This window comes from Streptomyces sp. NPDC002853 (assembly GCF_053591915.1).
Window position 1 is genome coordinate 319678 of record NZ_JBSFUS010000003.1, and the last position, 26911, is coordinate 346588.

Consider the following 26911-nt stretch of genomic DNA (forward strand, 5'->3'; position numbering starts at 1 on the left):
GAGCCGGGGTCGCCGCCGGGTGCTGTACGGGCGGGGCGGGGGCCCAGGGGCCGGGCTCACCGTAGGGCGGGGTGCTGTACGGATCGGGGTCGTGCAGCGGACGGGGGCGGTCGGCGGGAGCGCCGGGGGCGGCGGCAGCGTCGGGCGGAGGCGTGGTGCCGGGGGCGGGGGCAGCCTCGGGCGGAGGCGTGGCGCCAGGGGCGGGGGCAGCGGCAGGCGGCGTCATGGCACCGGGGGCGTTGGACGCCTCGGGCGGAGTCATGGCACCGGGGGCAGTGGCAGCCTCGGGCGCAGCCACCGCACCGGGGGCAGCGGCAGGCGGCGTCATGGCACCGGGGGCGTTGGACGCCTCGGGCGGAGTCATGGCACCGGGGGCGCCTGCCGCCTCGGGGGAAGCCATGGCATCAGAGGCGCTGGCAGCGGCAGGCGGCGTCATGGCACCAGGCGCACTTGCAGCCTCAGGCGCAGCCAAGGCGCTGGAGCCGGGCTCCGTGGGTGCGCCGGGAGTCGTGCCGGTCTGCGCGGGTACCCCCTGGGCGGTCGCGGCCGGAGTGGCGGGGCCGGGCTCGGAGCCGGGCTTGGCTGCGGCCGGTGGTGTCGCCGCGGCCAGGGTGAAGTCGCCCGAGGCGTCTTCCGCTCGGCCGTCGGCGCCTGTCCCCTCGTCGGGGCCGCCCCTTCCGTCAGATGCGGAGGCCGGCCTGGGGCGGCTCCACCACTTCGCCTTCGTGGGCTTGCCCTCGTCCATGCTCTCCCCACACCTGGCCTACGGCGGACGCCGATCACGTGCTCATCTCCGCGCCCGCCACAAGCCTCGGGCAGGCACGGCCCACCGAGGATTCAACCAGGTTCCCGCGCCGAAGCGCAGAGCACGTCAGCGTATCTGCGAAGTGCCCTGCAGCGTGCCCTCGATGGGCGAGGACGCCGCGGTACGTGCCGGGTCCGCCCCGCCCGCCGTGGGCACGGTGCCCGCGGGGGACGCGGTGCCCTGTACGACAGGAGGGACCGGCCGGATCAGCGGGGACATGATCGCCGCGCCGGTCAGCATCGGAGCCGCGACCTGATGCCCGGCGTACACCGGCTCGGGCTGCTGGACACGAGGACCCCGCGCGGGCACTCCGGGCAGCAGGGGCCCGCTCGCCTGCGTGGGCGCGACCGGCGCCGCGAGGACCCCGGGACGCTGGCCCTGCACCGACAGCGGCCCGCTGCCCCGGCGGCGCACCGAATCGGGAGCCGCGGTGACTCCCGAGCCCGGCGAACGCATCGGCGACGCGTTGCTCTTGCTGTTGCCCGAGGTGGTGCTGCCCGAGCTGTTGCTCGTGCCGGAACCCGCGCGTGGGTTGCCCGGGTCGGTGGGAATGCCCGTCGTGACACCGCCCAGTGCTATCGCGGCCAGCGACACCGCACCGGCGGCGGCGAAGGCGAACCGCCGCCCGCGCCACAGCGACCGCTCGGCCTCGGCACGGCCGACGTCACGGCGGTCGACGTCATGGAGGCGGAAACCGCGCCCCGACCCCGGCAGCACCGCGGCATGGCTGCCCGATGGTGCGTAGCCGAAGGTCTCGGGCCGCACGCCGAAGATTCCGCTCGGCGGCAGCCCTGACTCACTGTCCGCGGTGGCGAAGCCGCCGCTGCCAGGAGGCCTGGGGCCCGAAGGGGGCTCGCTGCCACCGCCGGGAAGGCCTTGGAGCCGGGCGAGGAAACTCTCGGAGGGAGGCGGCGGCGCCGCCTCGGCGAAGACACTCTTCAGCCGCCGCTGTGCGTCGGCCTCGGTCTTGCACTTCGGACAGGTCGCGAGATGAGCGAGAACCCGCTCACGCGCGTCATGGCCCAACTCACCGTCCACCAGGGCGGCGAGTCGGTCCCCCAGATGCTGCTCGGCCAGATGCCGCTCGGCAGGATTCGACCGTGATCCACTCACGCGGTCGCGCCCCCTCCTCCCAGCGCCACGGCTCCTGCGAGCGAGCGGCGCTCGGCGCGGGCTTCGGGCGACCGGTGCTGAAGGGCCTTGCGCAGCTGCGAACGGCCGCGGTGGATACGGCTGCGGACCGTGCCCAGCTTGACGCCGAGAGTCGCGGCGATCTCCTCGTACGAGAGGCCCTCGATGTCGCACAGGACCACTGCCGCACGGAACTCGGGCGCGAGGGTGTCGAGAGCCTGCTGGACGTCCGCGTCGAAGTGCGTGTCGTTGAAGACCTGCTGCGGTGACGGCTCACGGCTGGGGAGGCGCTCGGCCGCGTCGTCCCCGAGGGCGTCGAAACGGATGCGCTGCTTGCGGCGCACCATGTCCAGGAAAAGATTCGTGGTGATGCGGTGCAGCCAGCCCTCGAACGTGCCGGGGGTGTAGGTCGACAGGGACCGGAAGACACGGACGAAGACCTCCTGCGTGAGGTCCTCGGCGTCGTGCTGATTGCCGGTCAGGCGATATGCGAGGCGGTAGACGCGTCCGCTGTGCGTGCTGACGATCTCCTCCCAGGTGGGCGGAGTCCACGCCTGCGATTCCGCATCAGCGGCAAAGGTCGCGGTCTGAGCGGAGTTGGCGGTGTGGAATCGGTCAGCGGTCTCGGTCACGGATTTCGGCTCACCCGCCAACCCGAGAAAGCGCCTCAGCGCTCCTCCCCGATCCGCGGACGCAGCCGCACCTCCCCTGTCGGCTCTGGTGGTGTCCAGTGGAGCCCCTACCATAACCACCTCGCCCGTTAGCTCCGGATAAGCATTTTTACTGGAATTTGGTACGGGCTTCCTGCCTGGTCGCAGGGCCCGCAGCCAGTCTTGATCCATTCGTTACCCCCGGCGTCCGCCTACCCCTACTAAACGCCCGGTCCCATCTGCGGGTTCCCACCCCCAACGGATACAGTCACGGCCAGGCACCCACGGGGACAGGAGAGGGCCATTACCGGCAACCGGCAGACGAGCTGGGCGTTCGCCGACGCCTTTGTCGCCGAGGACGAGGCCACACGCTGGGCCCGTGACCGGGCCCAGGACGCGGGCCTGCCCTCGGTGTCTCCCGGTACCGGCGCCGCACTGCGCCTGCTGGCCGCCACCGCGGACGCCAAGGCCGTCGCCGAGATCGGGACGGGCACGGGCGTGTCCGGGCTCCACCTGCTGCACGGGATGCGGCCCGACGGCGTGCTGACCACTGTCGACCCCGAGCCCGAGCGCCAGCAGTTCGCCCGGGAGGCCTTCCGTGCCGCCGGGTTCGCCGGCAACCGCGCGCGCTTCATCCCCGGCCGCGCGCTCGACGTACTCCCGCGTCTCGCGGACGGCGGCTACGACCTCGTGTTCTGTGACGGCGACCGCACGGAGTACCTGGACTACCTCGCTGAATCGTTGCGCCTGCTGCGCCCCGGCGGTCTCGTCTGCTTCGAGGGCGCCTTCTCCGACGGCCGGACGGTGGACTCCGGCCCGCAGCCCGTCGAGGTGCTGCGCATCCGCGAGCTGCTGCGGACCGTGCGGGAGAGCCAGGACCTGATGCCGGCGTTGCTCCCGGTGGGCGACGGCCTGCTCTGCGCCGTCAAGCGGTAGCGCTCCGCCGGTTTCGCCGTACACAACCTGCGGGTCCGTCGTGGACATAGCACTGCCCCGGCATGTCGTGACGATGCCGGGGCAGTGAAAAAGTGTGGGCGCTTCCGCGTCAGCCGACGACCTTCTTCAGGGCGTCGCCGAGTGCATCGGCCTCGTCCGGAGTCAGTTCGACGACAAGTCGCCCGCCGCCTTCGAGCGGAACGCGCATGACGATGCCCCGCCCCTCCTTGGTCACCTCGAGCGGGCCGTCGCCCGTTCGCGGCTTCATGGCCGCCATGCTCGTTCCCCTTCCTGAAACCAGCTCATCGCAGCCGACAACCCAGGTGTCACCGGCATCGAACACATTGCTTCCAGGCCATTATCCCGCATGGCAGGACCCGATGACCAACATCGGTCTGCATCGCTTGCGCAACGCGCGCCCGCAAAACCACTCAATTCGGCGATGTGGCTGCGATACTTCGCCGCCTCTTACGCCTCCATGGCCAGGAATTCTTTGACGCAGGTCACATATCTCCCCTCATGTCGGAGCCCGATGATCTCCGTCATGCTGGGCTCGGACAAAGATGACCGGCGCAGGACCACTGGAGGGGATTCACCATGGCCGACACCGTGCTCTACGAGGTGAGCGACGGGCTCGCGACCATCACGCTCAACCGCCCCGAGGCGATGAACGCGATGAACGTCGAGGCCAAGGTCGCCCTGCGGGAGGCGGTGGAGTCGGCCGGGTCGGACCCCGCGGTCCGTGCCGTGCTGCTCACCGCGACCGGACGCGCCTTCTGTGTGGGGCAGGACCTGAAGGAACACGTCGGTTCCCTCATGGCGGACCGCGCCGCGGGCACCGGGCAGACGATGAGCACCGTGCGGGAGCACTACAACCCCGTCCTGCGCGCGCTGACCGGGATGGCCAAGCCGGTCGTCGCCGGGGTGAACGGCGTCGCGGCGGGCGCGGGTCTCGGCTTCGCCCTCGCCGCCGACTACCGGATCGTCGCGGACACCGCGCGTTTCAACACGTCCTTCGCCGGGGTCGCGCTGACCGCCGACTCGGGCGTCTCCTGGACGCTGCAGCGCGTGATCGGGCCCGGCCGCGCGAGCGACCTGCTGCTGTTCCCGCGCAACATCGGCGCGCAGGAGGCGTACGACCTGGGCATCGCCAACAGGGTCGTCCCCGAGGCCGAGTTGGCGGCCGAGGCCGAGAAGCTGGCCCGCACCCTGGCCGAGGGCCCCACCCTCGCCTACGGGGCCCTCAAGGAGTCGCTCGCCTACGCGGCGGGCCACACCCTGGAGGAGGCCCTGGAGAAGGAGGACGAGCTCCAGACGAAGGCGGGCGCGTCCGAGGACCACGCGATCGCCGTCCAGGCGTTCCTGGACAAGGCGAAGCCCAAGTACCTGGGCCGCTAGCCCTTCGAGCCGTCCCGGGGGACGCGGATCACGCAGTCCTCCAGGTGGTCGTTCACCAGGCCGCAGGCCTGCATCAGGGCGTACGCCGTGGTGGGGCCGACGAATCGGATGCCGCGCTTCTTCAGGGCCTTGGACAGGGCCGTGGACTCGGGCGTGATCGCCGGTACGTCGGCCAGCGTGCCCGGGGCCTTGCGGGACGCCGGGTCCGGCGCGTGCGACCAGATGAGCTCGTCGAGCTCGCCGTCGGACCAGTCGGCGAGCACGCGCGCGTTGGCGAGGGTCGCGTCGACCTTGGCGCGGTTGCGGATGATGCCGGGGTCGGCGAGGAGCCGCTCGCGGTCGGAGTCCGTGAATCGCGCGACCTCGGCGATCTCGAAGTTCGCGAAGGCGGCACGGAAGCCCTCGCGGCGGCGCAGGATCGTGATCCAGGAGAGGCCCGACTGGAAGGCCTCCAGGCAGAGCCGCTCGTACAGCGCGTCGTCCCCGTGGACCGGGCGGCCCCACTCGTCGTCGTGGTACGCCACGTAGTCCTCGGTCGAGAGGCCCCAGGGGCAGCGGAGTCTGCCGTCCGGGCCCGCCACCGCGTCGCCGCTCACCGTCCGTCCTCCTCTTCGGCCGCGTCCTTGAGAGTCCTCGGGGCGGCGTGGTCCTCGGGCCTGGCCGGGGCGTGCGTCTTGAGGAGGCCGGGGCCGCCGACCGCGGTGGCCTGGGCGCCCGCGAGGGCCGCCTCCAGCTCCGCGATGTGGGCGTCACGCTCGGCGAGTTCGGCGGCGAGGCGGCCGAGCGCGTCGTCCACGTCCGCCATGCGATAGCCCCGCACGGTCAGCGGGAAGCGCAGTGCCTCCACGTCCGCGCGGCGCAGGGCACGGTCCGGCGGCAGCGGGTCGGTGAACCGCTCGGCCGGCACGTCGGGCAGCGCGGCGCGCTCCCCGCCGCCCACCACGGCCAGGGTCACCGCGCCGACCACCACGACGAGGGCGATGACCAGGAACAAGAACAAGACCATCTCTTCAGGCCCCCACGCTCGACTGCCGTGCTGAAACTGTCAGGCTCTGATCGTGCCATGCCCCTGTGACAGTTAAGGTCGCAGGCGGCCGGACCACGGCACCGACGAAGGAGGCTCACAGGGGATGCTCAGGCTTGGCAGGCGTGAATTCGACGCGCACGAGCCGGTGATCATGGCGATCGTGAACCGGACCCCTGACTCCTTCTACGACCAGGGCGCCACGTTCCGTGACGAGCCCGCGCTCGCCCGCGTGGAGCAGGCGGTGTCGGAGGGCGCCGCCATCATCGACATCGGCGGGGTCAAGGCCGGTCCCGGCGAGGAGGTGACGGCCGAGGAGGAGGCGCGCCGTACGGTCGGTTTCGTCGCCGATGTGCGCAAGCGGTTCCCCGATGTCGTGATCAGCGTCGACACGTGGAGGCATGAGGTCGGCGAGGCGGTCTGTGAGGCGGGCGCCGACCTCCTGAACGACGCGTGGGGCGGGGTCGACCCGCGGCTCGCGGAGGTGGCCGCGCGCCACGGCGTGGGTCTGGTGTGCACGCACGCGGGCGGCGCCGAGCCGCGCACCCGACCGCACCGGATGGCGTACGAGGACGTCATGGCCGACATCCTCTCGGTCACCCTCGGCCTCGCCGAGCGCGCGGTCGCGCTCGGGGTGCCGCGTGAGTCCGTGATGATCGATCCCGGGCACGACTTCGGGAAGAACACGCGGCATTCCCTGGAGGCGACGCGGCGGCTCGGCGAGATGGTCGACACCGGGTGGCCCGTCCTGGTGTCCCTGTCCAACAAGGACTTCGTCGGCGAGACGCTCGACAAGCCGGTCAAGGAGCGTGTGCTCGGGACGCTGGCCACGACCGCCGTCTCGGCCTGGCTGGGGGCGCAGGTGTACCGGGTGCACGAGGTCGCGGAGACGCGGCAGGTCCTGGACATGGTCGCCACCATCGCGGGGCACCGGGATCCGGCCGTGGCCCGCCGGGGACTGGCGTAGCGGAGCGAACGGCCGCCGGGCGGGCCAGGCGTGCGCCCGCCCGGCGAAAGGGCCCTAGCGGCCGACTTCCTTGGTGACCAGGGCGACCGCCTCGTCCACGTCGTCCGTGACGTGGAAGAGGTGCAGGTCGTGCTCGGACGCCTTGCCGCCCGCCACCACCGTGTCGCGCAGCCAGTCGACGAGTCCGCCCCAGTACGCCGATCCGAAGAGGACGATCGGGAAGCGCGTCACCTTGCGGGTCTGGACGAGGGTGAGCGCCTCGAAGAGCTCGTCCAGGGTGCCGAGACCGCCGGGCAGGACCACGAAGCCCTGCGCGTACTTCACGAACATGGTCTTCCGCACGAAGAAGTAGCGGAAGTTCACGCCGATGTCGACGTGTTCGTTGAGGCCCTGCTCGAAGGGCAGCTCGATGCCGAGGCCGACGGAGACGCCCTTGGCCTCCCGCGCGCCCTTGTTGGCGGCCTCCATGGCGCCGGGGCCGCCCCCGGTGATCACGGCGAAGCCCGCATCGACGAGCGCCTTGCCGATGCGGACACCCGCCTCGTACTCCAGCGAACCGACCGGCGTGCGTGCCGAGCCGAAGACGCTGATGGCGCTGGGGAGTTCGGCGAGCGCGCCGAAGCCCTCGACGAATTCCGACTGGATGCGCATGACCCGCCAGGGGTCGGTGTGCACCCACTCCGACTGGCCCTCGGCGTCGGTGTCGAGGAGACGCTGGTCCGTGGTGCCCGGGGTGATCTGCTCACGCCGCCGCACCACGGGCCCCAAGTGCTGCTCGTCCCGCGGGCCCTGCCCTTCTGGACTACCCATGAACATCCCCTTCCGCTGACACTCTTGCTCGACGTGCCACTTCAGCGTAGGTCTACGGGCGTTACAGGCGTCGCATCCTCAACAGAACTCAGGATGTCAACCAGGCGCTGAGCCGCTTCTCGGCCTCCGGGATGAGGGAGGCCTGCACCCGCTCGTCGATCTTGTGGGCGAGCAGCGGGTTGCCCGGGCTGTAGTTCACGGCGGGCACACCGAGCGCGCTGAAGCGGGAGACGTCCGTCCAGCCGAACTTGGGCTGCGCCTGGCCGCCGACCGCCGCCATGAAGGCCGCGGCGGCCGGATGGTCGAGGCCGGGGCGCGCGGCGCCCGTGTGGTCGTCGACGATGAACTCGTCGATCTCGCAGTCGGCGAAGTAGTCGCGCACGAAGGCGAGTGCCTCGTCCTCGCTGCGGTCCGGCGCGTAACGGAAGTTCACGACGACGGTGCACTCGTCGGGGATGACGTTGGTCGCGACGCCGCCCTCGACGCGTACGGCGTTGAGTCCCTCGTGGTACCGAAGGCCGTCGACGACCGGCTTGCGCGGTTCGTACGCGGCGAGCTTCGCGAGGATCGGCGCGGCCTTGTGGATGGCGTTGGAGCCCATCCACGCGCGCGCGGAGTGCGCGCGCGTGCCCTTCGTCTTGAGGAAGACCCGCAGGGTGCCCTGGCAGCCGCCCTCGACCTGGTTGCCGGTCGGCTCCAGGAGGACCGCGAAGTCGCCCGCGAGCCAGTCGGGGTGGGCCTCGGCGACGTGGCCGAGGCCGTTCAGGTGGGCGGCGACCTCTTCGTTGTCGTAGAAGACGAAGGTGAGGTCGCGGTTCGGCTCGGTCACGGTCTGCGCGATGCGCAGCTGGACGGCGACGCCCGACTTCATGTCACAGGTGCCGCAGCCCCACAGGATGCCGTCCTCGTCCAGGCGCGACGGCACGTTGTCCGCGATCGGGACCGTGTCGATGTGTCCGGCGAGGATCACGCGCTCGGCCCGGCCCAGGTTCGTGCGGGCCACCACGTTGTTGCCGTGCCGGTCGACCGTGAGGTGCGGAAGGCCGCGCAGGGCCGTCTCGATCGCGTCCGCGAGGGTCTTCTCCTGACCGCTCGGCGACGGGAAGTCGACCAGCCGGGCGGTGAGCGCGGCGGCGTCGAGCGTGAGGTCGAGCGACGCGTCGTGTGAGGTCTGAGCCATGGTTTCGACCCTAACGCCCCTCGGCGCGCCGCCTTGTCGGTGGCCTCCAGTACCTTGGTCGCGTGCCTGAGCCCCCCACCCTCGTCCGGCGCGGCCGCCTCCTCCGTATCGGGGCCGCGGTCGCGGTCCTGCTCGCGCTCGTGGGCTATGTGGTCGTCCAGTACGTCTTCGGGGGCAAGGCCGCGCCACGCTGCCAGGTCGTCTCGGGCAACGGCGACGGGGCGTCGTACGAATTCGGCGCCGAGCAGGCCGAGAACGCGGCGACGGTCGCCGCCGTGGGCACCTCCCGCGGCATGCCGGAGCGGGCGGTCACCATCGCCCTGGCGACGGCCCTGCAGGAGTCGGGGCTCCGCAACATCAGCCATGGCGACCGGGACTCGCTCGGCCTCTTCCAGCAGCGGCCCTCACAGGGCTGGGGCAACGAGAAACAGATCATGGACCCGGCGTACTCGGCGGCGCGTTTCTACGACCACCTCAAGGACGTCCCGGGCTATTCACGGCTCCCCCTGACCGTCGCCGCGCAGCGCGTGCAGCGCAGCGGCTACCCCCAGGCGTACGCGAAGCACGAGCCGGACGCCGTGCTGCTCGCCGCCGCGCTCACCGGCCGCGCCCCCGCCACCCTCACCTGCGAGGGCCGCACGGCCGACGAACCGGGCGACCCGGCGAAGGTGCGGGCCGCCCTGGCCCGCGACTTCGGCCGCGAGGTCGCGCCGGAGGGTGGCAGCGGCGGCGGGGACACCGTCACCGTGCCGGTGAACTCCACGGCGTCGGGCGCGGGAGGCGGCGAGCAGCGGGGCTGGGAGCTCGCGCACTGGGCGGTGGCCCAGGCGTCGGCGCTCGGCATCGAGCGCGTCTCGTACGGCGGCCGGGAGTGGAGCGCCGACGACTCCGGGAAGAAATGGCGCAAGCCGGGCAAGACGGGTGCGGCAGGCACGGACGGACGACCCGCGGACGGCGGAACGGGCTCGGGCGACGTCCGAATCGTCATTGGGCAGTAGTGCGGCGGATCACCCGATCGAGTCACGCTGATCACGCACGGGCGAAGTGCCGCCCAGAGGTTCGCGCCCTCACGCCTCCGCCCTTCGGACCCCTTGCGAGCACAGGGCATTGACGTTTCAGCAGCCTCACCGGAGCTGATCGTTTTGCCCGTTTTTATCCACAGCCGATTATGCGATGCATTGCCAATTCTTTGCGTTGGCCCACCGCAACCTTCGAGGGCTTCGAGCGGTAGTCACTGCGTCCGAACGCCGGGCCCCATCCGGCCGGACACACCAACGCACTCTCCCGTCTGAAGGAGCATCATGTCCCTCCCCCTGACCCGCAGGATCGCCCGCGCCGCGCTGCTCATCGCAGCGGGGGCGGCTCCCGTGGTCGGTGCGGCCGGCTCCGCAAGCGCCGCCCAGCTTCCGGCCGCCCCCGACCTGGGCGGTGTGACCGCCCTGGACAGTGCCGGTCTGGGCAACACCGTCGACGGCGCGGCTCAGAACACCACCGGTCTCGCGGGTGAGACCGGCAGCAAGGCAGTGAAGAAGGGCGTGCCGACCGCCGGCAAGGTCGTCGGTTCGGGCGCCAAGACCGCGACTCCCGTCGCCCAGAAGGCCGCGGGCGACCTCGCGGGCAGCGCCGGCGACGTGGTCGGCGACACCGCGGGCACGGCCACCAAGGGCGGTCTGCCGACCGACGCCGTCGGCGAGGGCCTGCCGACGGACGCGGTCACCAAGGGCGGACTGCCCACCGACCAGCTGCCGGTCAAGAGCCTGCCGCTCGGCTGATCACCGCGTAACCGCGAGGAGGGCCCGGAGCCACTGGCTCCGGGCCCTCCTCGCGCGTCGGCCACCGCAACCGGGGCCGCGGTCAGCGGTCAGCGGTCAGCGGCTCAGGCGAGCCGCTCCACCGCCGCGGCCACGCGCTCGTCCGACGCCGTGAGCGCCACGCGCACGAAGCGGTCGCCCGCCGGGCCGTAGAAGTCGCCGGGCGCCACCAGGATGCCCAGGTCCGCGAGGTGCCCGACGGTGTCCCAACAGGACTCGTCGCGGGTCGCCCAGAGGTAGAGGCTCGCCTCGCTGTGCTCGATGCGGAAGCCGTGCTTCAGGAGGGCGTCGCGCAGGGCGGTGCGCCGGGCCGCGTACCGATCGCGCTGCTCGCGCACGTGCTCGTCGTCGCCGAGCGCCGCGACGACGGCCGCCTGCGTCGGCGCGGACGTCATCATGCCGCCGTGCTTGCGGATCTGCAGCAGCTCACCGAGGACGTCCGCGTCACCGGCGATGAACGCGGCGCGGTAGCCCGCGAGGTTCGACCGCTTGGAGAGCGAGTGGACGGCGACGACCCCCTCGAACGAACCACCGCACACGTCCGGGTGCAGCACCGAGACGGGCTCGGCCTCCCAGCCGAGCTCCAGGTAGCACTCGTCGCTCACCAGGAGCACGCCATGCTTACGCGCCCAGGCGACGGTCCGGGTCAGCTCTCCCTTGGACAGGACGCGACCGGTCGGGTTCGAGGGCGAGTTGAGCCAGAGCAGCTTGAGGTTCGTCGGGTCGAGGTCCGTCGGGTCGTCGTACGAGACGTAGTCGGCGCGGGCGAGACGCGCGCCCACCTCGTACGTCGGGTAGGCGAGGCGCGGGTAGGCGACGACGTCACCCGGGCCGAGGCCCAGCTGCGTCGGGAGCCAGGCCACCAGTTCCTTGGAGCCCACGACGGGCAGCACGTTCCGGTGCGTGACGTCGCGCGCGCCGAGGCGCCGCTCGCACCAGCCGGTGATCGCGTCGCGCAGCTCGGGCGTGCCCCACACCGTCGGGTAGCCCGGCGAGTCCGCCGCCGCGACCAGCGCTTTCTGGATCAGCTCGGGGACCGGGTCGACCGGGGTGCCCACCGAAAGGTCGACGATGCCGCCGGGGTGGGCGGCCGCCGTGGCCTTGTACGGCTCGAGCTTGTCCCAGGGGAAGGCGGGAAGGCGGCCGGAGAGACCGGAGACTACGGACACGTGCTGACTCCCGTACTGCGTGTACGTACTGCCGTGATGCGTGTACGCACTGGGTGGACAAATGCCTCGGTCCCGCACGGCGACTTGTGCCGTACGGGACCGGGGCGGCGCTTCAAGCCGCCGTTACTGGTTCTGCGGCGGCAATGCGGCGATGAAGGCGTGGTCGCGCTCGATCAGACCGAGCTTGCTGGCACCACCGGGCGATCCGAGCTCGTCGAAGAACTCGACGTTCGCCTTGTAGTAGTCCTTCCACTCTTCCGGGGTGTCGTCCTCGTAGAAGATCGCCTCGACCGGGCAGACCGGTTCGCAGGCTCCGCAGTCGACGCATTCGTCCGGGTGGATGTACAAGGACCGGGAGCCCTCGTAAATGCAGTCGACCGGGCACTCCTCGATGCACGCCTTGTCCTTGACGTCGACACAAGGCTGCGCGATGACGTAGGTCACGCTGTCGTTCCTCCTCGATACGGGCGCTGGCGGGCCGTCCTCAGGCTCCGCTCGCCTGGCGCGCGGGAGCGCGGCGTCGTCGATGCCCGCCTCTAGTATCTCCGTTCCCGGGCATGATCCGAACAGGAGGGGCGTACAGAGCTGTGGAATTCACTGCGGGCGGACGGCTTGAGGTGCGCATCAACCCTGCTGACGTGGGCAAACGCGTGTCGGTGCGCCGCCTGAACGAAGGGCCCGGGACGGGTGGCAAGTTCACTGACACGGTGGGTGTTCTCACATCGTGGAACGACGGTGTGGTACTGATCACACGACGCGACGGCGAGCGTGTCCACATCGCGGAGAGTTCCCTGGTGGCGGGCAAGGTGGTCCCCTCCGCCCCGGCCCGCAGGCGCGGCCCGGCGGCCTCCTACCGTGAGCTGGCCCGGGTGGCGGCGCGCGCCTGGCCGCCCGTGGAGAGCGAGCCGCTCGGCGAGTGGGAGCTGCGCGCGGCGGCCGGATTCACCCGGCGGGCCAACTCGGTGCTGCCGCTGGGCGATCCGGGACGGCCGCTGGACGAGGCGCTGGCGTACGTACGTCAGTGGTACGCGCGGCGGGAGCTGCCCGCGTACGTCCAGACCGCCACCGGGGCCGAGGACACCCAGGAGCTGCTGTGCGCCGAGCTCGAGGAGCGGGGCTGGGAGCGCGAGGTGAGCTCCGCGATCCACGTCGGCGCTCTCGCGCCCCTCGGCGATCGGGACGTGCCCGGAGCAGGGCCGGACCACGTGCTTCTCGCGCGCTCCTTCGACGAGGCGTGGCTGCGCCGGTACAAGCGATTCAAGGTGCCGGGTTCCCATGTGCGCAAGGTGCTGGCGGGCGGCCCGTCGGTGTGGTTCGCTTCCGTGCCCGGGGCCTCTCCTGACGCGGGGCCCGCCGCGATCGGGCGGTGCGTCGTGGACGGACGCTGGGCGGGATTCATGGCGGTCGAGGTGGATCCGGCGCACCGCAGGCAGGGGCTGGCGACGGCCGTGATGGCCGCGCTCTCCCGGCAGGCGCTGGCCGAGGGCGCTTCGGCGGCCTGGCTGCAGGTCGAGGACGACAACGAAGGTGCGCGGGCGCTGTACGGCGGTCTTGGCTTCGCCGCGCACCACACGTACCACCACTATCGATACCCGTCGGCTCGGTAGCTTCTACCGGTCGGCTCGGTAAGTAAGGCACGAGGCACGCATGCACGAGGAGTCAAGGACGGCCGCGTCCCGGCGGCGGTTCGCCGAGGAAGCCAGGTCCGAGCGGCCCGACCTGTCCCTGCTGTGCCTCCTGGTGAGCGCGGAGGCGGACCCCGGGCTCGGCGACGACGGCATCGACGCGGCGCAGATCGAGCTCGACCGGCTCGCCGGACAGCTCCCCTACCGCCCCGGCGGGGCCCGGGAGTGGGCAGCCGCCCTCGCCGAACTCCTGGGCGCGCAATGCGGGTTCATGGGCACGCCCGCCGACTACCAGCGCCTCGACTCCTCCCTGCTGCACGAGGTGCTGCGCCGCCGCCGCGGTCTTCCGATCCTGCTCTCGGTGGTGTGGATCGAGGTGGCCCGCCGGGCCGGCGCACCCGTCTACGGCGTCGCGCTGCCCGGTCACTTCGTCGTCGGCTTCGGCACCCGCGAGGAGCAGGTGCTCACCGATCCGTTCGCCGGCGGGCGGCTGCTCACGGGCGCGGACGCGGAGCTGCTCGTCGCCGGGTCGTCGGGCGGCACAGTGTCCGCGTCGATGCTGACGCCCGCCGACCCGCTGAACATCGTGCTGCGCATCCTCAACAACATCCGTGCGTGGGCGGCGGCCCGCCCCGAGCGCTCGGACGTCGCGCTCTGGGCCGTGGAGCTCTCCCTGCTGCTGCCCGCCCACCCGGCACGGCTGCGCTACGAACGGGCCCAACTGCTCGTCCAGCGCGGCGACTTCCTCGCGGGCGCCGCCGAGCTCGAGGAGTACGCCGACGTGGTGACGGCGGTGGAGCCGACCACGGCGGACCGCGTGCGGGACCAGGCACGGGCGGCACGCGCCATGCTCAACTGACGGCTCCGGAGGTGCGGGCGTACCGCCCCGGTGCGATGCCCACCACCCGCTTGAAGTGCCGGCTGAGGTGCGACTGGTCGTAGAAACCGGCGGCGGTCGCCACCTCTCCCGGCGGCTGCCCCGCCAGGAGGAGACGGCGGGCGCGGTCGACACGACGGGACATCACGTACTGGTGCGGTGCGATGCCGTAGGCCCCGCTGAAGGCGCGCACGAGGTGGGTGGGATGGGCGTGGACCAGGCGCGCCGCCTCGTCCAGGGTCACCCCGTCGAGGAGCCGCTCGTCGAGCAGGTCACGGAGGTTCTGGGCGACGCCGCGACCGGTGTCGCCCGGGGCGCGGGTGGTGGCCCTGGGGCGCAGGTGACCGCGCAGGCGCTCGCTGATCAGGGCCAGGCGGCTCTCGGCCTCCAGCTCGTCGCCCCGACACGCCAGGGCCGCGTGCAGCTGGCCCACGCGCGTGCGCAGGACGGGGTCGACCAGGTCGGGGCCGTCCACCGCCGCGCCGATGAGGCCGGCGTCCAGCTGTGTCATGTCCAGGTAGAGCACGCGCTTGCGGAAACCGTCGGGGGTGGCGGGCGAGCCGTTGTGCGGGACCTGGGGCGGCAGCAGGGAGACGGTGTCAGCCGGGGTGCCGTGCTCGTGACGGTCCAGGTCGTAGCGGACGGCTCCGTCGTCGACGATCAGCAGGGTCCACGCGTCGTGGACGTGCATCGGGTACGCGTGCTCCGTGAAGTGGGCGTGGAAGACCTCCACGACACCCGCGACCGGCGGGCGCCATGCGGATATTTCCCGCCGGACCACCATGCAAAGAACGTACAAGACGTGCCGGCCGTCCACTCGGCAGTCTCAATGCATGAGAACCACCGCTGAGACAGACACCGCCGCCGCGACCACGGGCGAGGCCCCCGTCCGCTTCGACACGAAGATCGCCGTCCTGCTCCGTGACAACCTGGAGCCCTGGCAGCGCCTCAACGTGACCGCGTTCCTGGTCAGCGGGCTCGGCACGGCGGCGCCCGAGGTGATCGGCGAACCGTACGAGGACGCCGACGGCACCCCCTACCTGCCGATGATCCGCCAGCCCGTCCTGGTCTTCGAGGGGTCGAAGGAGACCGTGGGCGCCGCGCACCGCCGCGCCCTCTCGCGTTCGCTGCCGAGGGCGGTGTTCACGTCCGACCTGTTCACCACCGGCAACGACCGGGACAACCGGGCCGCGGTGCGCGCCGTGCCGACGGATCAGCTCGACCTGGTCGGACTCCTCGTGCACGGTCCGCGCAACGCGGTCGACAAGGTCCTCAAAGGGGCGCGGATGCACCCTTGACCGACGGGGGCAGAACCAAGGGGTGAGATCGGAGCGCTATCGATCGGCCCGGCAGGGCACGAAGCTCCTATGCACCCCCAATCCCCCGAGCGGCGACGCCTCTTCGCCGATCAGGCACGGTCGGCGCGGCCCGATCTCGCGCTGCTGTGCCTGCTGATCGGCGCGGAGGCGGACCCGGACCTCGATGACACGGGCATGCGCGCGGCGCGGCGCATCCTCGACCGCCTCGCCGACCAGCTGGCCGAGCGGCTGCCCGACAAGGCCGACGACCCCCGGCCCTGGGCGCTCGCGCTCGCCGAACTGCTCGGCGCGCGCTACGGGTTCAAGGGCAGGCCCGGCGACTACCAGCACCTCCGGTCCGCGCTGCTGCACGAGGTGCTCCGACGGCGCAGAGGCCTGCCCATCCTGCTCTCGGTGGTGTGGATCGAGGTCGCCCGCCGTGCGGGCGTACCCGTCCACGGGGTGGCCCTGCCCGGCCACTTCGTGGTCGGCTTCGGCGCCCACGACGAGCAGGTACTCGCCAATCCCTTCGCGGGTGGCGACGTACTGACGCCCATGGACGCGGAGTTGCTGGTCGCCGGGGCCACGGGCGCGCCGCTCGTGCCGTCGATGCTGAGCCCCGCCGGGCCCCTGGACATCGTCCTGCGCGTCCTCAACAACATCCGCGCGTGGGCGGCGGCCCGGCCCGAGCGTTCGGACGTCGCGCTCTGGGCGGTTGAACTCTCCCTGCTGCTGCCCGAGCACTCCGACCGGCTGCACTACGACCGCGCGCAACTCCTCGTCCAACGCGGCGACTTCCTGACTGGCGCCCTGGAGATCGAGACGTACGCCGACGTCCTGGCGGCGACGGACGAGGCAGCCGCGGTACGGCTGCGCCAGGAGGCACACGGCGCGCGGGCGATGCTCAACTGAATTTTCAGAAGCGGCAGTTCAGAGCCACCCCTTGTCGCGGGCCACCTTGACCGCCTCGGCGCGGTTGCGTACGGCGAGTTTCTGGATGGCCGTAGAGAGGTAGTTGCGGACCGTGCCCGCGGAGAGATGCAGGGCCGTGGCCAGCTCGGCGTTGGTGGCGCCGTCGGCCGCCGCGCGCAGGATCTCGCGCTCGCGGTCGGTCAGCGGGTTCGCGCCTCCGGCGAGCGCGGCCGCCGCGAGCGTGGGGTCGATGACCCGCTCCCCCGCGAGGACCTTGCGGACCGCGTCGGCGAGCTGGGCCGCTGGCGCGTCCTTGACCAGGAAGGCGTCGGCGCCTGCCTCCATGGCGCTGCGGAGATAGCCGGGGCGGCCGAAGGTGGTGAGGACCACGATCTTCAACTCCGGCAGCTCCGCGTGGAGTTCGGCCGCCGCCTCGATGCCCGTGCGGCCGGGCATCTCGATGTCGAGGAGCGCCACGTCCACCGCGTGCTCGCGCGCCGCCGCGAGCACCTCGTCGCCTCGGGCCACCTGGGCGACCACCTCGATGTCCGGCTCCAGGCCGAGCAGCGCGGCCAGCGCCTCGCGGACCATCGACTGGTCCTCGGCGAGGAGGACCCTGACGGCGGGCCCCGCACTGTTCGTACTCATGCGGAGGATCCTAGGGCCGAAGATCCCGGAGGCAGCCCGCCGGTGCCGTCGCCCTCACCCTTGTCCGGCCGCGCCGCCGGCTCCAGCGGCACCCTGGCCGTGAGCCGGAAGCCCCTGCGCGCGCCCGGTCCCACGTCCAGGACGCCGCCGACCGACTCCACGCGCTCGGTCAGGCCCGCCAGACCATTGCCCTGGGCGGCGCCGGAACCGCCCCTGCCGTCGTCCTCCACCGTCAGCTCGACCACCGGCCCGTCGAGGGTGTGCCGTGCGGTGAACGCCACCGTGCAGCGGCGCGCACCGCTGTGCCGCACGACATTCGTCACCGCCTCGCGCAGCGCCCAGGCCAGCGCCGTCTCCCCTTGCTCACCCGGCAGCACGACGGGCACCTCGAGCGGTACGTCGGCCTCGACACCGGCGGCGGTCAGCGCCGTGCGCGCGCCCGCGAGCTCACCGGCGAGGGTCCGCCTCCGGTAGCCGGAGACCGCCTCGCGCACGTCCACCAGGGCCTGGCGGCTGACCTGCTCGATGTCCGCCACCTGCTGGGCGGCCTTGTCGGGGTGGGCCGGGAGCATGCGCCCGGCCAGCTCGCTCTTCAGGGTGATGAGGGAGAGCGAGTGGCCGAGGAGGTCGTGCAGATCACGGGCGAGCCGCAACCGCTCCTCGTTCGCCGCCAGTTGGGCGACGGTGGCCCGCGCCTGGCGCAGCTCGATCGTCGTACGCACCAGCTGGCGGACCCCGGTCATCGCGAAGCCGACCAGGACGGTGAGCACCGCGAGGCTGCCGAGCAGGTCCGCGACGCTGTCGGTGCGCAGGCCGATCAGGATCATGACGCCGGTGACGGCCGGGATGACCCACGCCGCGTGGCGCAGCGGCAGCACGGCGCCCGCGGACACGGAGACGTACACGAAGAGCCCCAGCCAGGGCTTGCCGAAGGAGAACGACAGGATCACGGCCAGCGCGAGCAGCCCCACGAACGACACCTGCACCGGGCGCCAGTCGAGCACCCTGGCGGTGTACCGGAAGACCAGGGACAGATAGCAGACCACGAACGCGGCCAGGCCGAGGCTGCCGAGCACGGTGGCCGTGCCGTCGTGCTCGCCGCCCACCAGGTCCTCCACCGGACTGGCCAGGAAGACCAGCCAGATGCCGATCCACAGCGCCTTCGTCAGCCACTGGCGGCGGTCGCGCCCCGGCCGCGCGAAGCTGTCCAGCGGGTGGTCCTGCTCGGTGCAGCCATCGGTGCCGTTCACGCCTTCGAGGTGTCCTTCCGGTACAGCCATGCCGCGCCGCCCGCGAAGAGGACGAAGTACCCGACGAGGAGCAGGACGTCCTGCGCGTGCGGGGCCTCACCCAGTTCGATGGCCTGTCCGAGGGCAGCGTACGCATGGGTCGGCAGCCAGGTCGCGACGTCGCTCAGCCACCCCGGGAAGGTCGCCGTGGGCATCCACAGGCCGCCGAGCACGGAGAGCCCGAAGTACACGATCATCGTGATCGGACGCACGGCGTCGCCGGTCGCGAGATAGCCGATGGCCACGCCGAGGGCGGCGAAGCAGAGGCTGCCGGCCCAGATCGCGCCGGTCAGGGCGAGCCACTGCCAGGCTTCGAGGCGTACGTCCTTGACGGCCGCCGCGACCACGAACACCACGACGATCGACGGCAGGCTGACCACGGCGGCACTCGCGGTCTTCGCGATGACGTAGCCGCGCCCCGGCAGGCTCGTCAGGCGCAGCTGGCGTACCCAGCCGCTCTCGCGCTCCTTGGCGATGCGCTCGCTGTTGCCCATGAGGACGGCGGTGAGGGCGCCGAACGAGGCCATCGACACCATGAAGAAGGCGGGCAGCGCGAGCCCTGTGTCGCCCACCATCTCCTTGCTGTCCTGACCGCCCGCGATGATCAGGAAGAGCATCGACGGGTAGATCACCGAGAAGAACAGGAACTTCTTGTTCCGCAGGGCGCGGATGATCTCCAGCTTGATCAGCATGCCCCGGCCTCCTTCTTGGCTTCCTTGGCTTCTTTCCTGGCTTCCTCGGCGGCGGTGATCGCCATGAAGGCCTGCTCCAGGCCGAGACCCGCGACCTCAAGGTTGCGGGGGTAAAGACCGAGCGCGTAGAGCGCGTGCACGGTGGCGTCGGCGTCCGTCGACCGCAGGCGTACGGAGTGGCCGGAGACCTCCACCGCGGTGAGGAACGGCAGGGCGCCGAGCTTCTCCGCGAGTACGGCGTCCAGCTCGGGGAGGTCGAAGGAGACCCGCCGCGCCCCGGCCCTCGCCTTGATCTCGGCGGCCGTGCCGTCGGCGAGGAGTCGGCCGCGACGCAGGACGAGGACCCGGTCCGCGATCGCGTCGGCCTCCTCCAGGTAGTGCGTGGCGAACAGGACCGTGCGCCCTCGGTCGGCCTGCTCGCGCATGGTCGCCCAGAAGGCCTGGCGCGCGGTGACGTCCATGCCGGTGGTCGGCTCGTCGAGGACGATCAGGTCGTTCGCACCAGCGGTCGCGAGTGCGAATCGCACACGCTGTTCCTGGCCACCGGAGAGCTTGTCGACCTTCCGGTCGGCGAGCTGGGCGAGGCCCGCGGCGGCCAGCACGTCGTCCGCTCGGTGCGGCCTCGGGTGCAGGTCGCAGGCGAGCCGCACCAGCTCGCGGACGGTGACCTCCGCCATCAGGCCGCCGCTCTGCAGCATCGCGCCGACCCGGCCCGCGGTGATCGCCTCGCGCGGGCTCGTGCCGAAGACCCGCACGGTGCCGCTGTCCGCCTCGCTCAGGCCGAGGAGCAGGTCGAGCGTGGAGGACTTGCCCGCGCCGTTCGGCCCGAGGAGGGCGACGGTCTCGCCGGGGTGGAGATCGAGCGTGAGGTCGTCGACGGCCCGGACGTCCCCGTATGCCTTGGTCACCTGGCGGAAGCTCACCGCCGGCACCGATGCCACCGCTGCCACCGCTGTGGAACTCACTGCGTTCATGTGATCCATCGTCGCCAAGGCATGGTGGGCGGCGGCAGTGTCGTGTGTGCCGGGTTCGGGATGACGGATGTCATGCCGTCGCGCTCGTTCATGCCGGAGGCCGGGCGGATCACTGACGTGAGCCGCCCGGCCTCCGGGTGCGTACGGGGATCAGCTCGCGTTGGTCTCGATCACGCCGATCCGCTCCGCAGGCGTCTTGCCGATCAGCGCCTTGTTCATCGCGGCGGCCACGTCCGTCGGCTGGACCGGCGTCTTGTCGCCGTTGCCGCGCTGGATCAGGATGCCGTCGAAGACGTTGCCGTAGAGCTTCTTGAGCTCGACGGTGTTGTAGTGCACCTGCAGCGTGCCGTTCTTGAGCACCTTCGTCTCGAGCACCTTCGGCAGCGACCTCGCCGGGCCGAACGGGATCGACGCGTTGCCCGCCTTGATCGTGACGTTGGCCGACATGGCGGGCTTCGCGAAGCGCGTCATGAACTTGTCGACCTCGGCGTTCGGCACGGTCGGCTTGCGGGTCGTGACGGGCAGCTCGACGGTGCCGGCGCTGCCGGTCTCGACCTGCCTCTTGTACGCCTCCGACACGGCCGTGGTCGACGCGGCGACGTCGATGCCCTTGCCCGCCTTGCCGTACACCGGGACGGCCTTGCCGGGCACGAACTTGACCGAGCCCTCCTTGGCCGAGCCCGAGCCGCCCGCGGCGCGCTCCAGGGCGGCCGCCAGCTTCTCCTCGTCCACGGGCATGACCGGCTCGGCGACGCGCGCGCCGCCGAAGAGCGAACCGATCACCGAGACGGGGTTGTAGTCGCTGCCCGCGGCCTCGCGGACGGTCGCCTGGCTGTCCAGGGTCAGGCCCGCCTGGTCCGGGCTGAGCGGGACCGCCTCGCCGTCGACCGACAACTTCAGGGGCTTGGCGACGCGCTCGCCGATCTGAGCGTCGAGCTTCTTGACGGCCTCGTCGCGCGTGCCGCCGCCGATGTCGACGCCGAGCGCGGTGGTGCCCTTGGGCACGTCCGCGTGGTTCATCAACAGCCCTGCGCCGTACGCCCCGCAGGCCACGACGACCACGGCGACGGCCACCAGGACGAGCTTGTTGCGCCCCTTCTTCTTGGGCGCGGCCGCGGCGACGGGCACGTTCGGCTGCACCGGCTCGGGCAGCTTGGGCGGGGTGTGCGGCACGGGCCCGTCGGTCTGCGGGGCCGTGGCGAACGGCGAGTTCTGCGCGGGCGGCACCACGGGGATGCCGCTCGTCAGGGTGTCGCCGGAGACGTTGGTCCCGGGCGAGGGTGCGCTCGGGCCGCCCGGGATGGAGCCGGGGCCGCCGGGGACCGGACCGCCCGCGGCGGGGGGCCGCGGGCCGCCGCCGGGGCCCTGGACCGGGCCCGCCTTCTGCGGCGTGAGGATGGCGGTGTCGTCGCTCCTCACGGGGGCACCGGCGCCCGCGCCCGAACGGGCCGCGGGATTGGCCGGGTTGGGCCGATTGCCCGGGTTGCCGGGATTGCCCGGTCCACCCTGATTGGGCGCCGCCAGCGGGTTCGCCATCGGGTTCGCCCTGCCCGCCGGGTTGGCCTGGTTCGCCGGGTGGGACGGATCGGCGGGCTTCGGCGCCAGCGGTCCTTCGCCGGTCACGGGTCCGCCGGTCGGCCCGGAAGGACCACGGCCGCCCTCGCCCGCACCGCTTCCGGAGAAGTACGGCAGGTCCCCGCGCTGCGGGTCGCCGCCCTGCGGCGCGCCCGTGCCGAGCGGACCCGCCGCCACGGCGCCGGACACGTCGAAGGAGCCCGTACCGGAGCCGTTGCCCCCCGAATTGCCGCTGCCGGGCGCGGTGTTCCCCGCCGTACCGCTGCCGGGCGCGGGGTTACCGCCGGTCGCCGGTCCGCTCTTGCGTGGCGCGAACCAGTCGCTCGTCTTCTCCTCCGCCGGAGCGGAGGGCGACGAGGGCCCGGCGGCCGCGGGCCCCGCGGGTGCGGAGCCCGATGCCGGAAGCCCGGCGGAACCGGGGCCGCCCGCGCCGTTCGCGGACCCCTGGCGTCCGGCGCCGTCCCCGGCGTCGGCCGCGGCGCGGCCGCCGTCCAGCGGACGTGACGCGCCGGCGTCACTGTCCCCGACGGGCGTGCGCATGACGACCGGTGGGATGGGCCGCGACCCGGGGATGTTGATCCGGATACGCGTGGTCAGCGTGGTCTCGGTCTTGGGCTCGTCGGGCCGCTCGTCGGCGGCCTGCCGCTGCGCGCCGTCCACGGCGCCGTCCGACGCGGCACCCTGCGCGGGCGAGCCGTACGGCGGCGTACCCGAGGGGTAAGCGGCTCCACCGCGCCCCTGGGGCCCGGAGGACGAACTGTCAGTTTCACGACTCAAGGCAGGTTCTCCCGGTTGGCTCCGCCGCCCGTGCTCCCCGCGCGGAGGGGAATTCCCTCCGGCCGGAGGCTGGGGGAGGCTCGGCGGCGCGCACCACCATACTGGCCGCCGTCGGCACTCATCCTGTGACCGCCGTCAAACCCGTGCGGGACACGGGTTGAAGTGGTACGTCACTTGCCAAGTCGGGCGGCGGGCCCGCCTGGTTGCGGTCGCTGCCCGAGGGTGGCACACATCACAGCAACCGCCATCCCGCCCAGCAAGTAGGCATACGAGCCGATTCCCGCCCCGAAGAGGAAGTCCCCCTCGGGCCGGCTGGCCGTGAGCAGCATGACGGAGACGAGCCAGCCCGCCGCCGGCGCCACCGCCCCCGCTCTGGTGCCGACGGCACGCACCCCGCCGTGGAAGAGCCCCGCGGCCCCGAGGAGCGCGAGCAGCAACCCGCCCGGGAACCAGCCTCCTTGGACGAGGGCGCCCGCGGCGCCGACGACCGCTCCCAGCACGAAGAGGCCTCCGTACGAGGCGACGCGGCCGGGGTTCAGCGGCTGCGCGAGGGCGCTGCCGCCCGGCGGGGACGCGGCGGACGACGAACCGGAAGCCGGTGACGATGCCGACGTGGCACGCGAACGAGTACTCATGGCGCCGTCACCCCTTCGGGCCCTTCGAGCCCCGCGTCAGCGAGCCCCGCGAACAGATCGGTCTCACGTTCGCCGTCCATCGCACCGCTTCCTCCTCGCACCAACTCGTAGTACTCCACATCGAAGATCGGCTGCGCGAGCCCGTTCGACAGGACGAAGAGCGGCCCCTGCACCTCGATCTGCGTGGCGTGCGCGCGCATGGCCGCCGCCTTCGCCGGGGCGAAGGCGGTCCCGTCGATCTCCGTCGTGATCCGCTCGTCGTCCGTCACGCCGGGCACGTCCGCGACCACGCCGGGGGTCGTGAACGGTGAGTGCCGCAGGGCCCCCTCCATCCACCGGAACCGTTCTTCGACGACGGAGCGCGGCGCACGGTTCCAGTAGATCTTGGCAATGGTGTGAGGTTCGCCAAGATCCGCGCGGAAGGCGCTCTCGGCCGCGAGGTCCGCGGCGCGCATCGCGACGCGGTGCGCCTGGATGTGATCGGGGTGGCCGTACCCGCCGTCCGGGTCGTACGTCACGAGCACCTGGGGCCGCACCTCGCGGATCACCTCGACGAGGTGCGCGGCGGCGGCGTCCAGATCGGCGGACCAGAAGGCGCCCGTGCGGTGGTTCTGCTCGACGCCCATCATCCCGGAGTCGCGGTAGCGGCCGGTGCCGCCGAGGAAGCGGTGGTCGGCGACGCCGAGCTGCTTCATCGCGGCGGCCAGCTCGCCGATGCGCTGCGGGCCGAGCGCGTCCTCGCGGTCGGGCGCGAGATGGGCGAGGCCGGGCGGGATGACCTCGCCCTCCTCGCCCAGCGTGCACGTCACCAACGTGACATGGGCGCCTTCGGCCACGTACTTGGCCATCGTCGCGCCATTGTTGATCGACTCGTCGTCGGGGTGCGCGTGCACGAGCAGCAGACGCCGGGCGGGCAGTTCCGTCATGGGACCACCCTACGAGCACCCCGCGCGATGATCAGAACTTGATGTCGCCGATCATCCCCGCCACGTTCGTCGTCAGTTCGTTGATCGTCGGGGCGATGGAGGAACTCGCCAGATAGAAGCCGAGCAAGACACAGACGATCATGTGGCCCGCTTTCAACCCTGACTTCTTGACCAGCAAGAAGACAATGATCGCCAGCAGCACCACCGCCGAAATCGAGAGTGCCACGGCGGCTCACCTCCAAGTCCCAGACCCTGCACCAGTGCGGACGCCAGCAGGTACATACCCACTAAGCGCTACGGATCATAACTATCCGTGGGTCCGCATGAGTCGGAGCACGGCAGCACAAGGGGGCGCATGCCCCATAGGCTCGGGGGATGACCACCGAGACGCCCGGAACCGCCGGGCCCGCCGAGAGTCACGCGCAGCGGCTCTCCTTCCCTCGCCTGCACGCCCGCACGCAACGCTTCACTCTCGGTGCGCCCCGCGCGTTCACGGTGGCGCCGGACGGGTCACGCGTCGCCTTCCTGCGCTCGCCGTCCGGCACGGACCGGGCGAACCAACTCTGGGTCCTGGACCTGGCGGACGGCGCCACCGAGCGCGTCGCGGCCGACCCCGAGGCCCTGCTGAAGGGCGCGGCCGAGCGCCTCTCCGCCGCGGAGCGGGCCCGCCGTGAGCGCAGCCGCGAGGGCGGCGCGGGCATCGTGGGTTATGCGACGGACGCGGCGGTGGAGCTGGCCGCCTTCGCCCTGTCCGGGCGGCTCTTCGCCGCGGAGCTGCGCGTGGGCACGGCGCGCGAACTGCCCGCCCCCGCACCGGTGATCGACCCGCGCCCCTCGCCCGACGGCCGGCACATCGCGTACGTCGCCGGGGGCGCCCTGCGGGTGACGGGCGCCGACGGGGACGGCGACCGGGCGCTGGTGGCGCCGGAGCCCGACTCCGTCGAGAAGGAGACCGTGACGTACGGCCTCGCGGAGTTCATCGCGGCCGAGGAGATGCAGCGTTCGCGGGGCTTCTGGTGGTCGCCGGAGTCGGACCGGCTCCTTGTCGCACGCGCCGACGACGCCCCCGTCCGGCGCTGGTGGATCGCCGATCCCGCGCACCCGGAGACGGAGCCCGCGCGGGTCGCGTACCCGGCTGCGGGCACCGCCAACGCGGACGTACGCCTCTTCGTCGTGACCCTGGACGGCGCCCGCACCGAGGTGATGTGGGACCGCGCCCGCTACCCCTACCTGGCGCGCGTGCACTGGTCGTCGGCCGGTGCGCCGCTGCTCCTCGTCCAGTCCCGTGACCAGCTCAGCCAGCTCTACCTGGCGGTGGACCCGGACGACGGCTCGACCCGCATGGTGCACGCGGAAGAGGACCCGCAGTGGCTCGAACTCTTCCCCGGCGCCCCCTCCTGGTCGCCCAGCGGTCGCCTCGTGCGGATCGTGGACGAGGGCGGCGCGCGGGTGCTTGCGGTGGGCGAACGCCCCCTGACGGGGCCGCCGCTGCACGTCCGCGCGGTGCTGGACGTGGCGGACGACGACGTGCTGATCTCGGCGTCGGCGGGTGCGGCCGCGGCGGCCCCCGAGACCGGCGAGGTGCACGTCTACCGGGTCAACGAACTGGGCGTCGAGCGCGTCTCCAGCGAACCCGGGGTGCACTCGGCGGTGCGCTCGGGAGGCCTCACCGTCCTCGTGACGGCCACGCTCGACCAGCCGGGCGCACGCGTCCAGGTACTGCGCGACGGCAAGCAGGTGGCTACCGTCGCCTCGTACGCTCGGCATCCGGAGCTCACCCCGCGCGTGACGCTGACCGAGGGGGGCGCACGCAAGATCCCGTGCGCCGTCCTGCTCCCCACGGGCTACGAGGAGGGTTCGGGCCCGCTGCCCGTGCTCCTCGATCCGTACGGCGGCCCGCACGGTCAGCGGGTCCTCGCCGCCCACAACCCGTACCTCACGTCCCAGTGGTTCGCCGATCAGGGTTTCGCGGTGGTCGTCGCCGACGGCCGGGGCACTCCGGGCCGCTCCCCCGCCTGGGAGAAGGCGATCCGGCGGGACTTCACCCTCACCCTGGACGACCAGGTGGACGCGCTCCAGGGGCTCGCCGCCTCGTTCCCCCTCGACCTGGACCGGGTCGCCATCCGGGGCTGGTCCTACGGCGGTTACCTCGCCGGGCTGGCGGTCCTTCGCCGCCCCGATGTCTTCCACGCGGGGATCGCGGGGGCGCCGGTGACGGACTGGCAGCTGTACGACACGCACTACACGGAGCGCTACCTGGGCGATCCGGGCGCGGACCCGGCTCCCTACGCACTGAGCTCCCTCGTCACCGAGGAGGGCCTGGTGGCGCCGGAGGACCCGCACCGGCCGCTGATGATCGTGCACGGCCTCGCGGACGACAACGTGGTCGTGGCGCATGCGTTGCGGCTCTCGTCGGCGCTGCTTGCCGCGGGGCGGCCGCATGAGGTTCTTCCGCTCTCCGGGGTGACGCACATGACTCCGCAGGAACAGGTGGCGGAGAACTTGCTGCTGCTTCAGGTGGACTTCCTGAAGCGGTCGCTGGGGCTGTCCTAGCGCGGGGCGATCGGCCGGGGCGTCATGGCTTGCCCCGGCCGACCTACGGCACCCGCACGGCCGTACGAGGCTCAGCCTGCCGCGGGCGTATGGCGGTGCCGGGTCGGTGGGGTTGCCCTCATGTTTCTTTCCCCAACCCCGCCCCTTCCCGAAAACCCGCTCGGCGCGGGGGCCTTGTCCGTTTGAGGACAGAGCCCGGAGGGCGATCTGGGGGTCCAGGGGGCGGAGCCCCATGGTTTCGGGAAGGGG

At 72.2% G+C, this 26911-nt stretch carries 28 protein-coding genes and 1 pseudogene; 10 read left to right on the plus strand and 19 right to left on the minus strand.

Translation table 11 applies throughout. From position 1 onward, the window contains the following. The 3 genes and pseudogenes from ACWD02_RS09355 to sigE all read right to left on the minus strand — a co-directional run. Positions 1-745 (minus strand): annotated as a pseudogene (locus tag ACWD02_RS09355) (hypothetical protein); the annotation flags it as partial. Positions 746-871: 126 nt separating this feature from the next. Next, positions 872-1918, minus strand: coding sequence for a zf-HC2 domain-containing protein (locus tag ACWD02_RS09360; protein WP_451206575.1), 1047 nt, complete (start codon positions 1916-1918; stop codon positions 872-874). Then, a complete protein-coding gene (sigE, locus tag ACWD02_RS09365; protein WP_451206578.1) occupies positions 1915-2682 on the minus strand; it encodes an RNA polymerase sigma factor SigE in 768 nt (255 codons plus the stop codon). The genes ACWD02_RS09360 and sigE overlap by 4 nt, the downstream gene beginning before the upstream one ends. A 141-nt stretch (positions 2683-2823) precedes the next feature. Here sigE and ACWD02_RS09370 point away from each other — a divergent pair, with 141 nt between their 5' ends. Continuing rightward, complete coding sequence (locus tag ACWD02_RS09370; protein WP_365820682.1) at positions 2824-3522, plus strand: O-methyltransferase; 699 nt, start codon at positions 2824-2826, stop codon at positions 3520-3522. A gap of 109 nt (positions 3523-3631) precedes the next feature. On the opposite strand, the gene ACWD02_RS09375 is transcribed toward ACWD02_RS09370, so the two are convergent. Beyond that, a complete protein-coding gene (locus ACWD02_RS09375; RefSeq protein WP_003966491.1) occupies positions 3632-3799 on the minus strand; it encodes a DUF3117 domain-containing protein in 168 nt (55 codons plus the stop codon). 320 nt (positions 3800-4119) lie between these two features. On the opposite strand from ACWD02_RS09375, the gene chcB reads away from it, so the two are divergent. Further along, the gene (chcB, locus tag ACWD02_RS09380) at positions 4120-4920 is read left to right on the plus strand and encodes a 2-cyclohexenylcarbonyl CoA isomerase (protein WP_451206580.1); all 801 of its coding nucleotides are present in this window, start codon (positions 4120-4122) and stop codon (positions 4918-4920) included. Here chcB and ACWD02_RS09385 read toward each other — a convergent pair. Both ACWD02_RS09385 and ACWD02_RS09390 read right to left on the minus strand, forming a co-directional pair. After that, positions 4917-5516 carry a DNA-3-methyladenine glycosylase I gene (locus ACWD02_RS09385; protein WP_451206583.1) on the minus strand — a complete coding sequence of 200 codons (600 nt, stop codon included), beginning with the start codon at positions 5514-5516 and terminating at the stop codon, positions 4917-4919. The two genes, chcB and ACWD02_RS09385, sit on opposite strands and share 4 nt — an antisense overlap. Further along, a complete protein-coding gene (locus ACWD02_RS09390; RefSeq protein ID WP_451206585.1) occupies positions 5513-5926 on the minus strand; it encodes a DivIVA domain-containing protein in 414 nt (137 codons plus the stop codon). Before ACWD02_RS09390 ends, ACWD02_RS09385 begins: the two co-directional genes overlap by 4 nt. Before the next feature lie 124 nt (positions 5927-6050). Here ACWD02_RS09390 and folP point away from each other — a divergent pair, with 124 nt between their 5' ends. Beyond that, positions 6051-6911: a dihydropteroate synthase gene (folP, locus tag ACWD02_RS09395; RefSeq protein ID WP_451206588.1), complete on the plus strand. Its 861-nt coding sequence runs from the start codon at positions 6051-6053 to the stop codon at positions 6909-6911. Between the two features lie 54 nt (positions 6912-6965). On the opposite strand, the gene ACWD02_RS09400 is transcribed toward folP, so the two are convergent. Both ACWD02_RS09400 and dapE read right to left on the minus strand, forming a co-directional pair. Then, entirely contained in the window at positions 6966-7721 is a 756-nt protein-coding gene (locus ACWD02_RS09400) for an LOG family protein (protein WP_451206590.1), read from the minus strand. A gap of 88 nt (positions 7722-7809) precedes the next feature. Further along, positions 7810-8901 carry a succinyl-diaminopimelate desuccinylase gene (dapE, locus tag ACWD02_RS09405; RefSeq protein WP_451206592.1) on the minus strand — a complete coding sequence of 364 codons (1092 nt, stop codon included), beginning with the start codon at positions 8899-8901 and terminating at the stop codon, positions 7810-7812. Positions 8902-8963: 62 nt separating this feature from the next. Between dapE and ACWD02_RS09410 the strand changes: the two genes are divergently transcribed. Together ACWD02_RS09410 and ACWD02_RS09415 are read left to right on the plus strand one after the other, a co-directional pair. After that, a complete protein-coding gene (locus ACWD02_RS09410) occupies positions 8964-9899 on the plus strand; it encodes a heavy metal transporter (RefSeq protein ID WP_451206595.1) in 936 nt (311 codons plus the stop codon). A gap of 303 nt (positions 9900-10202) precedes the next feature. Continuing rightward, a complete protein-coding gene (locus ACWD02_RS09415) occupies positions 10203-10673 on the plus strand; it encodes an ATP-binding protein (protein WP_451206598.1) in 471 nt (156 codons plus the stop codon). Between the two features lie 104 nt (positions 10674-10777). Here the strand turns inward: ACWD02_RS09415 and ACWD02_RS09420 are convergent, their stop codons facing one another. Both ACWD02_RS09420 and fdxA read right to left on the minus strand, forming a co-directional pair. Then, positions 10778-11881, minus strand: coding sequence for a bifunctional succinyldiaminopimelate transaminase/glutamate-prephenate aminotransferase (locus tag ACWD02_RS09420; protein WP_451206601.1), 1104 nt, complete (start codon positions 11879-11881; stop codon positions 10778-10780). 123 nt (positions 11882-12004) lie between these two features. Then, positions 12005-12325 (minus strand): ferredoxin, encoded by a 321-nt coding sequence (gene fdxA, locus ACWD02_RS09425; protein ID WP_030573070.1) that lies wholly within the window; start codon positions 12323-12325, stop codon positions 12005-12007. 143 nt (positions 12326-12468) lie between these two features. On the opposite strand from fdxA, the gene ACWD02_RS09430 reads away from it, so the two are divergent. Then, entirely contained in the window at positions 12469-13488 is a 1020-nt protein-coding gene (locus tag ACWD02_RS09430; protein ID WP_451206604.1) for a GNAT family N-acetyltransferase, read from the plus strand. A 40-nt stretch (positions 13489-13528) separates the two neighbouring features. After that, positions 13529-14365: a transglutaminase family protein gene (locus ACWD02_RS09435; RefSeq protein ID WP_451206606.1), complete on the plus strand. Its 837-nt coding sequence runs from the start codon at positions 13529-13531 to the stop codon at positions 14363-14365. Here the strand turns inward: ACWD02_RS09435 and ACWD02_RS09440 are convergent. After that, positions 14358-15167, minus strand: coding sequence for an AraC family transcriptional regulator (locus ACWD02_RS09440; protein ID WP_451206609.1), 810 nt, complete (start codon positions 15165-15167; stop codon positions 14358-14360). The genes ACWD02_RS09435 and ACWD02_RS09440 overlap by 8 nt on opposite strands. Before the next feature lie 49 nt (positions 15168-15216). Here ACWD02_RS09440 and ACWD02_RS09445 point away from each other — a divergent pair, with 49 nt between their 5' ends. After that, positions 15217-15681: a DUF2000 family protein gene (locus ACWD02_RS09445; RefSeq protein ID WP_451206612.1), complete on the plus strand. Its 465-nt coding sequence runs from the start codon at positions 15217-15219 to the stop codon at positions 15679-15681. Positions 15682-15750: 69 nt separating this feature from the next. Continuing rightward, on the plus strand, positions 15751-16593 hold the full coding sequence (locus ACWD02_RS09450) for a transglutaminase family protein (RefSeq protein WP_451206614.1): 843 nt from the start codon (positions 15751-15753) through the stop codon (positions 16591-16593). 18 nt (positions 16594-16611) lie between these two features. Here ACWD02_RS09450 and ACWD02_RS09455 read toward each other — a convergent pair whose 3' ends face one another. The 8 genes from ACWD02_RS09455 to ACWD02_RS09490 form a co-directional block, all read right to left on the minus strand. Next, complete coding sequence (locus ACWD02_RS09455; protein ID WP_363209087.1) at positions 16612-17241, minus strand: response regulator transcription factor; 630 nt, start codon at positions 17239-17241, stop codon at positions 16612-16614. Further along, positions 17238-18452 carry a sensor histidine kinase gene (locus ACWD02_RS09460; protein WP_451207450.1) on the minus strand — a complete coding sequence of 405 codons (1215 nt, stop codon included), beginning with the start codon at positions 18450-18452 and terminating at the stop codon, positions 17238-17240. The genes ACWD02_RS09455 and ACWD02_RS09460 overlap by 4 nt, the downstream gene beginning before the upstream one ends. A 35-nt stretch (positions 18453-18487) precedes the next feature. Beyond that, entirely contained in the window at positions 18488-19222 is a 735-nt protein-coding gene (locus ACWD02_RS09465; RefSeq protein WP_451206617.1) for an ABC transporter permease, read from the minus strand. Then, a complete protein-coding gene (locus ACWD02_RS09470; protein WP_451206620.1) occupies positions 19216-20196 on the minus strand; it encodes an ABC transporter ATP-binding protein in 981 nt (326 codons plus the stop codon). Before ACWD02_RS09470 ends, ACWD02_RS09465 begins: the two co-directional genes overlap by 7 nt. A gap of 150 nt (positions 20197-20346) precedes the next feature. Then, positions 20347-22548: a hypothetical protein gene (locus tag ACWD02_RS09475; protein WP_451206623.1), complete on the minus strand. Its 2202-nt coding sequence runs from the start codon at positions 22546-22548 to the stop codon at positions 20347-20349. Positions 22549-22718: 170 nt separating this feature from the next. After that, the gene (locus ACWD02_RS09480) at positions 22719-23183 is read right to left on the minus strand and encodes a DUF6113 family protein (protein ID WP_451206626.1); all 465 of its coding nucleotides are present in this window, start codon (positions 23181-23183) and stop codon (positions 22719-22721) included. Next, positions 23180-24109, minus strand: coding sequence for an N-acetyl-1-D-myo-inositol-2-amino-2-deoxy-alpha-D-glucopyranoside deacetylase (gene mshB, locus ACWD02_RS09485; RefSeq protein WP_451206628.1), 930 nt, complete (start codon positions 24107-24109; stop codon positions 23180-23182). The genes ACWD02_RS09480 and mshB overlap by 4 nt, the downstream gene beginning before the upstream one ends. A gap of 31 nt (positions 24110-24140) precedes the next feature. Further along, entirely contained in the window at positions 24141-24335 is a 195-nt protein-coding gene (locus tag ACWD02_RS09490; protein ID WP_344521425.1) for a hypothetical protein, read from the minus strand. Positions 24336-24484: 149 nt separating this feature from the next. Between ACWD02_RS09490 and ACWD02_RS09495 the strand changes: the two genes are divergently transcribed. Beyond that, positions 24485-26662, plus strand: a complete 2178-nt coding sequence (locus tag ACWD02_RS09495) for a prolyl oligopeptidase family serine peptidase (RefSeq protein WP_451206631.1) — start codon at positions 24485-24487, stop codon at positions 26660-26662. Positions 26663-26911 lie beyond the last annotated feature (249 nt).

What these genes read in the sequence shown, in the direction of transcription:
- chcB (WP_451206580.1), top strand. Translation starts at nt 4,120, where the DNA reads ATGGCCGACACCGTGCTCTACGAGGTGAGCGACGGGCTCGCGACCATC.
- ACWD02_RS09400 (WP_451206590.1), bottom strand. Translation starts at nt 7,721, where the DNA reads ATGGGTAGTCCAGAAGGGCAGGGCCCGCGGGACGAGCAGCACTTGGGG.
- ACWD02_RS09480 (WP_451206626.1), bottom strand. Translation starts at nt 23,183, where the DNA reads ATGAGTACTCGTTCGCGTGCCACGTCGGCATCGTCACCGGCTTCCGGT.
- ACWD02_RS09375 (WP_003966491.1), bottom strand. Translation starts at nt 3,799, where the DNA reads ATGGCGGCCATGAAGCCGCGAACGGGCGACGGCCCGCTCGAGGTGACC.
- ACWD02_RS09435 (WP_451206606.1), top strand. Translation starts at nt 13,529, where the DNA reads ATGCACGAGGAGTCAAGGACGGCCGCGTCCCGGCGGCGGTTCGCCGAG.
- ACWD02_RS09455 (WP_363209087.1), bottom strand. Translation starts at nt 17,241, where the DNA reads ATGAGTACGAACAGTGCGGGGCCCGCCGTCAGGGTCCTCCTCGCCGAG.
- ACWD02_RS09390 (WP_451206585.1), bottom strand. Translation starts at nt 5,926, where the DNA reads ATGGTCTTGTTCTTGTTCCTGGTCATCGCCCTCGTCGTGGTGGTCGGC.
- sigE (WP_451206578.1), bottom strand. Translation starts at nt 2,682, where the DNA reads ATGGTAGGGGCTCCACTGGACACCACCAGAGCCGACAGGGGAGGTGCG.
- ACWD02_RS09450 (WP_451206614.1), top strand. Translation starts at nt 15,751, where the DNA reads ATGCACCCCCAATCCCCCGAGCGGCGACGCCTCTTCGCCGATCAGGCA.
- folP (WP_451206588.1), top strand. Translation starts at nt 6,051, where the DNA reads ATGCTCAGGCTTGGCAGGCGTGAATTCGACGCGCACGAGCCGGTGATC.
- dapE (WP_451206592.1), bottom strand. Translation starts at nt 8,901, where the DNA reads ATGGCTCAGACCTCACACGACGCGTCGCTCGACCTCACGCTCGACGCC.
- mshB (WP_451206628.1), bottom strand. Translation starts at nt 24,109, where the DNA reads ATGACGGAACTGCCCGCCCGGCGTCTGCTGCTCGTGCACGCGCACCCC.
- ACWD02_RS09445 (WP_451206612.1), top strand. Translation starts at nt 15,217, where the DNA reads ATGAGAACCACCGCTGAGACAGACACCGCCGCCGCGACCACGGGCGAG.
- ACWD02_RS09440 (WP_451206609.1), bottom strand. Translation starts at nt 15,167, where the DNA reads ATGGTGGTCCGGCGGGAAATATCCGCATGGCGCCCGCCGGTCGCGGGT.
- ACWD02_RS09495 (WP_451206631.1), top strand. Translation starts at nt 24,485, where the DNA reads ATGACCACCGAGACGCCCGGAACCGCCGGGCCCGCCGAGAGTCACGCG.
- ACWD02_RS09465 (WP_451206617.1), bottom strand. Translation starts at nt 19,222, where the DNA reads ATGCTGATCAAGCTGGAGATCATCCGCGCCCTGCGGAACAAGAAGTTC.
- ACWD02_RS09415 (WP_451206598.1), top strand. Translation starts at nt 10,203, where the DNA reads ATGTCCCTCCCCCTGACCCGCAGGATCGCCCGCGCCGCGCTGCTCATC.
- ACWD02_RS09470 (WP_451206620.1), bottom strand. Translation starts at nt 20,196, where the DNA reads ATGAACGCAGTGAGTTCCACAGCGGTGGCAGCGGTGGCATCGGTGCCG.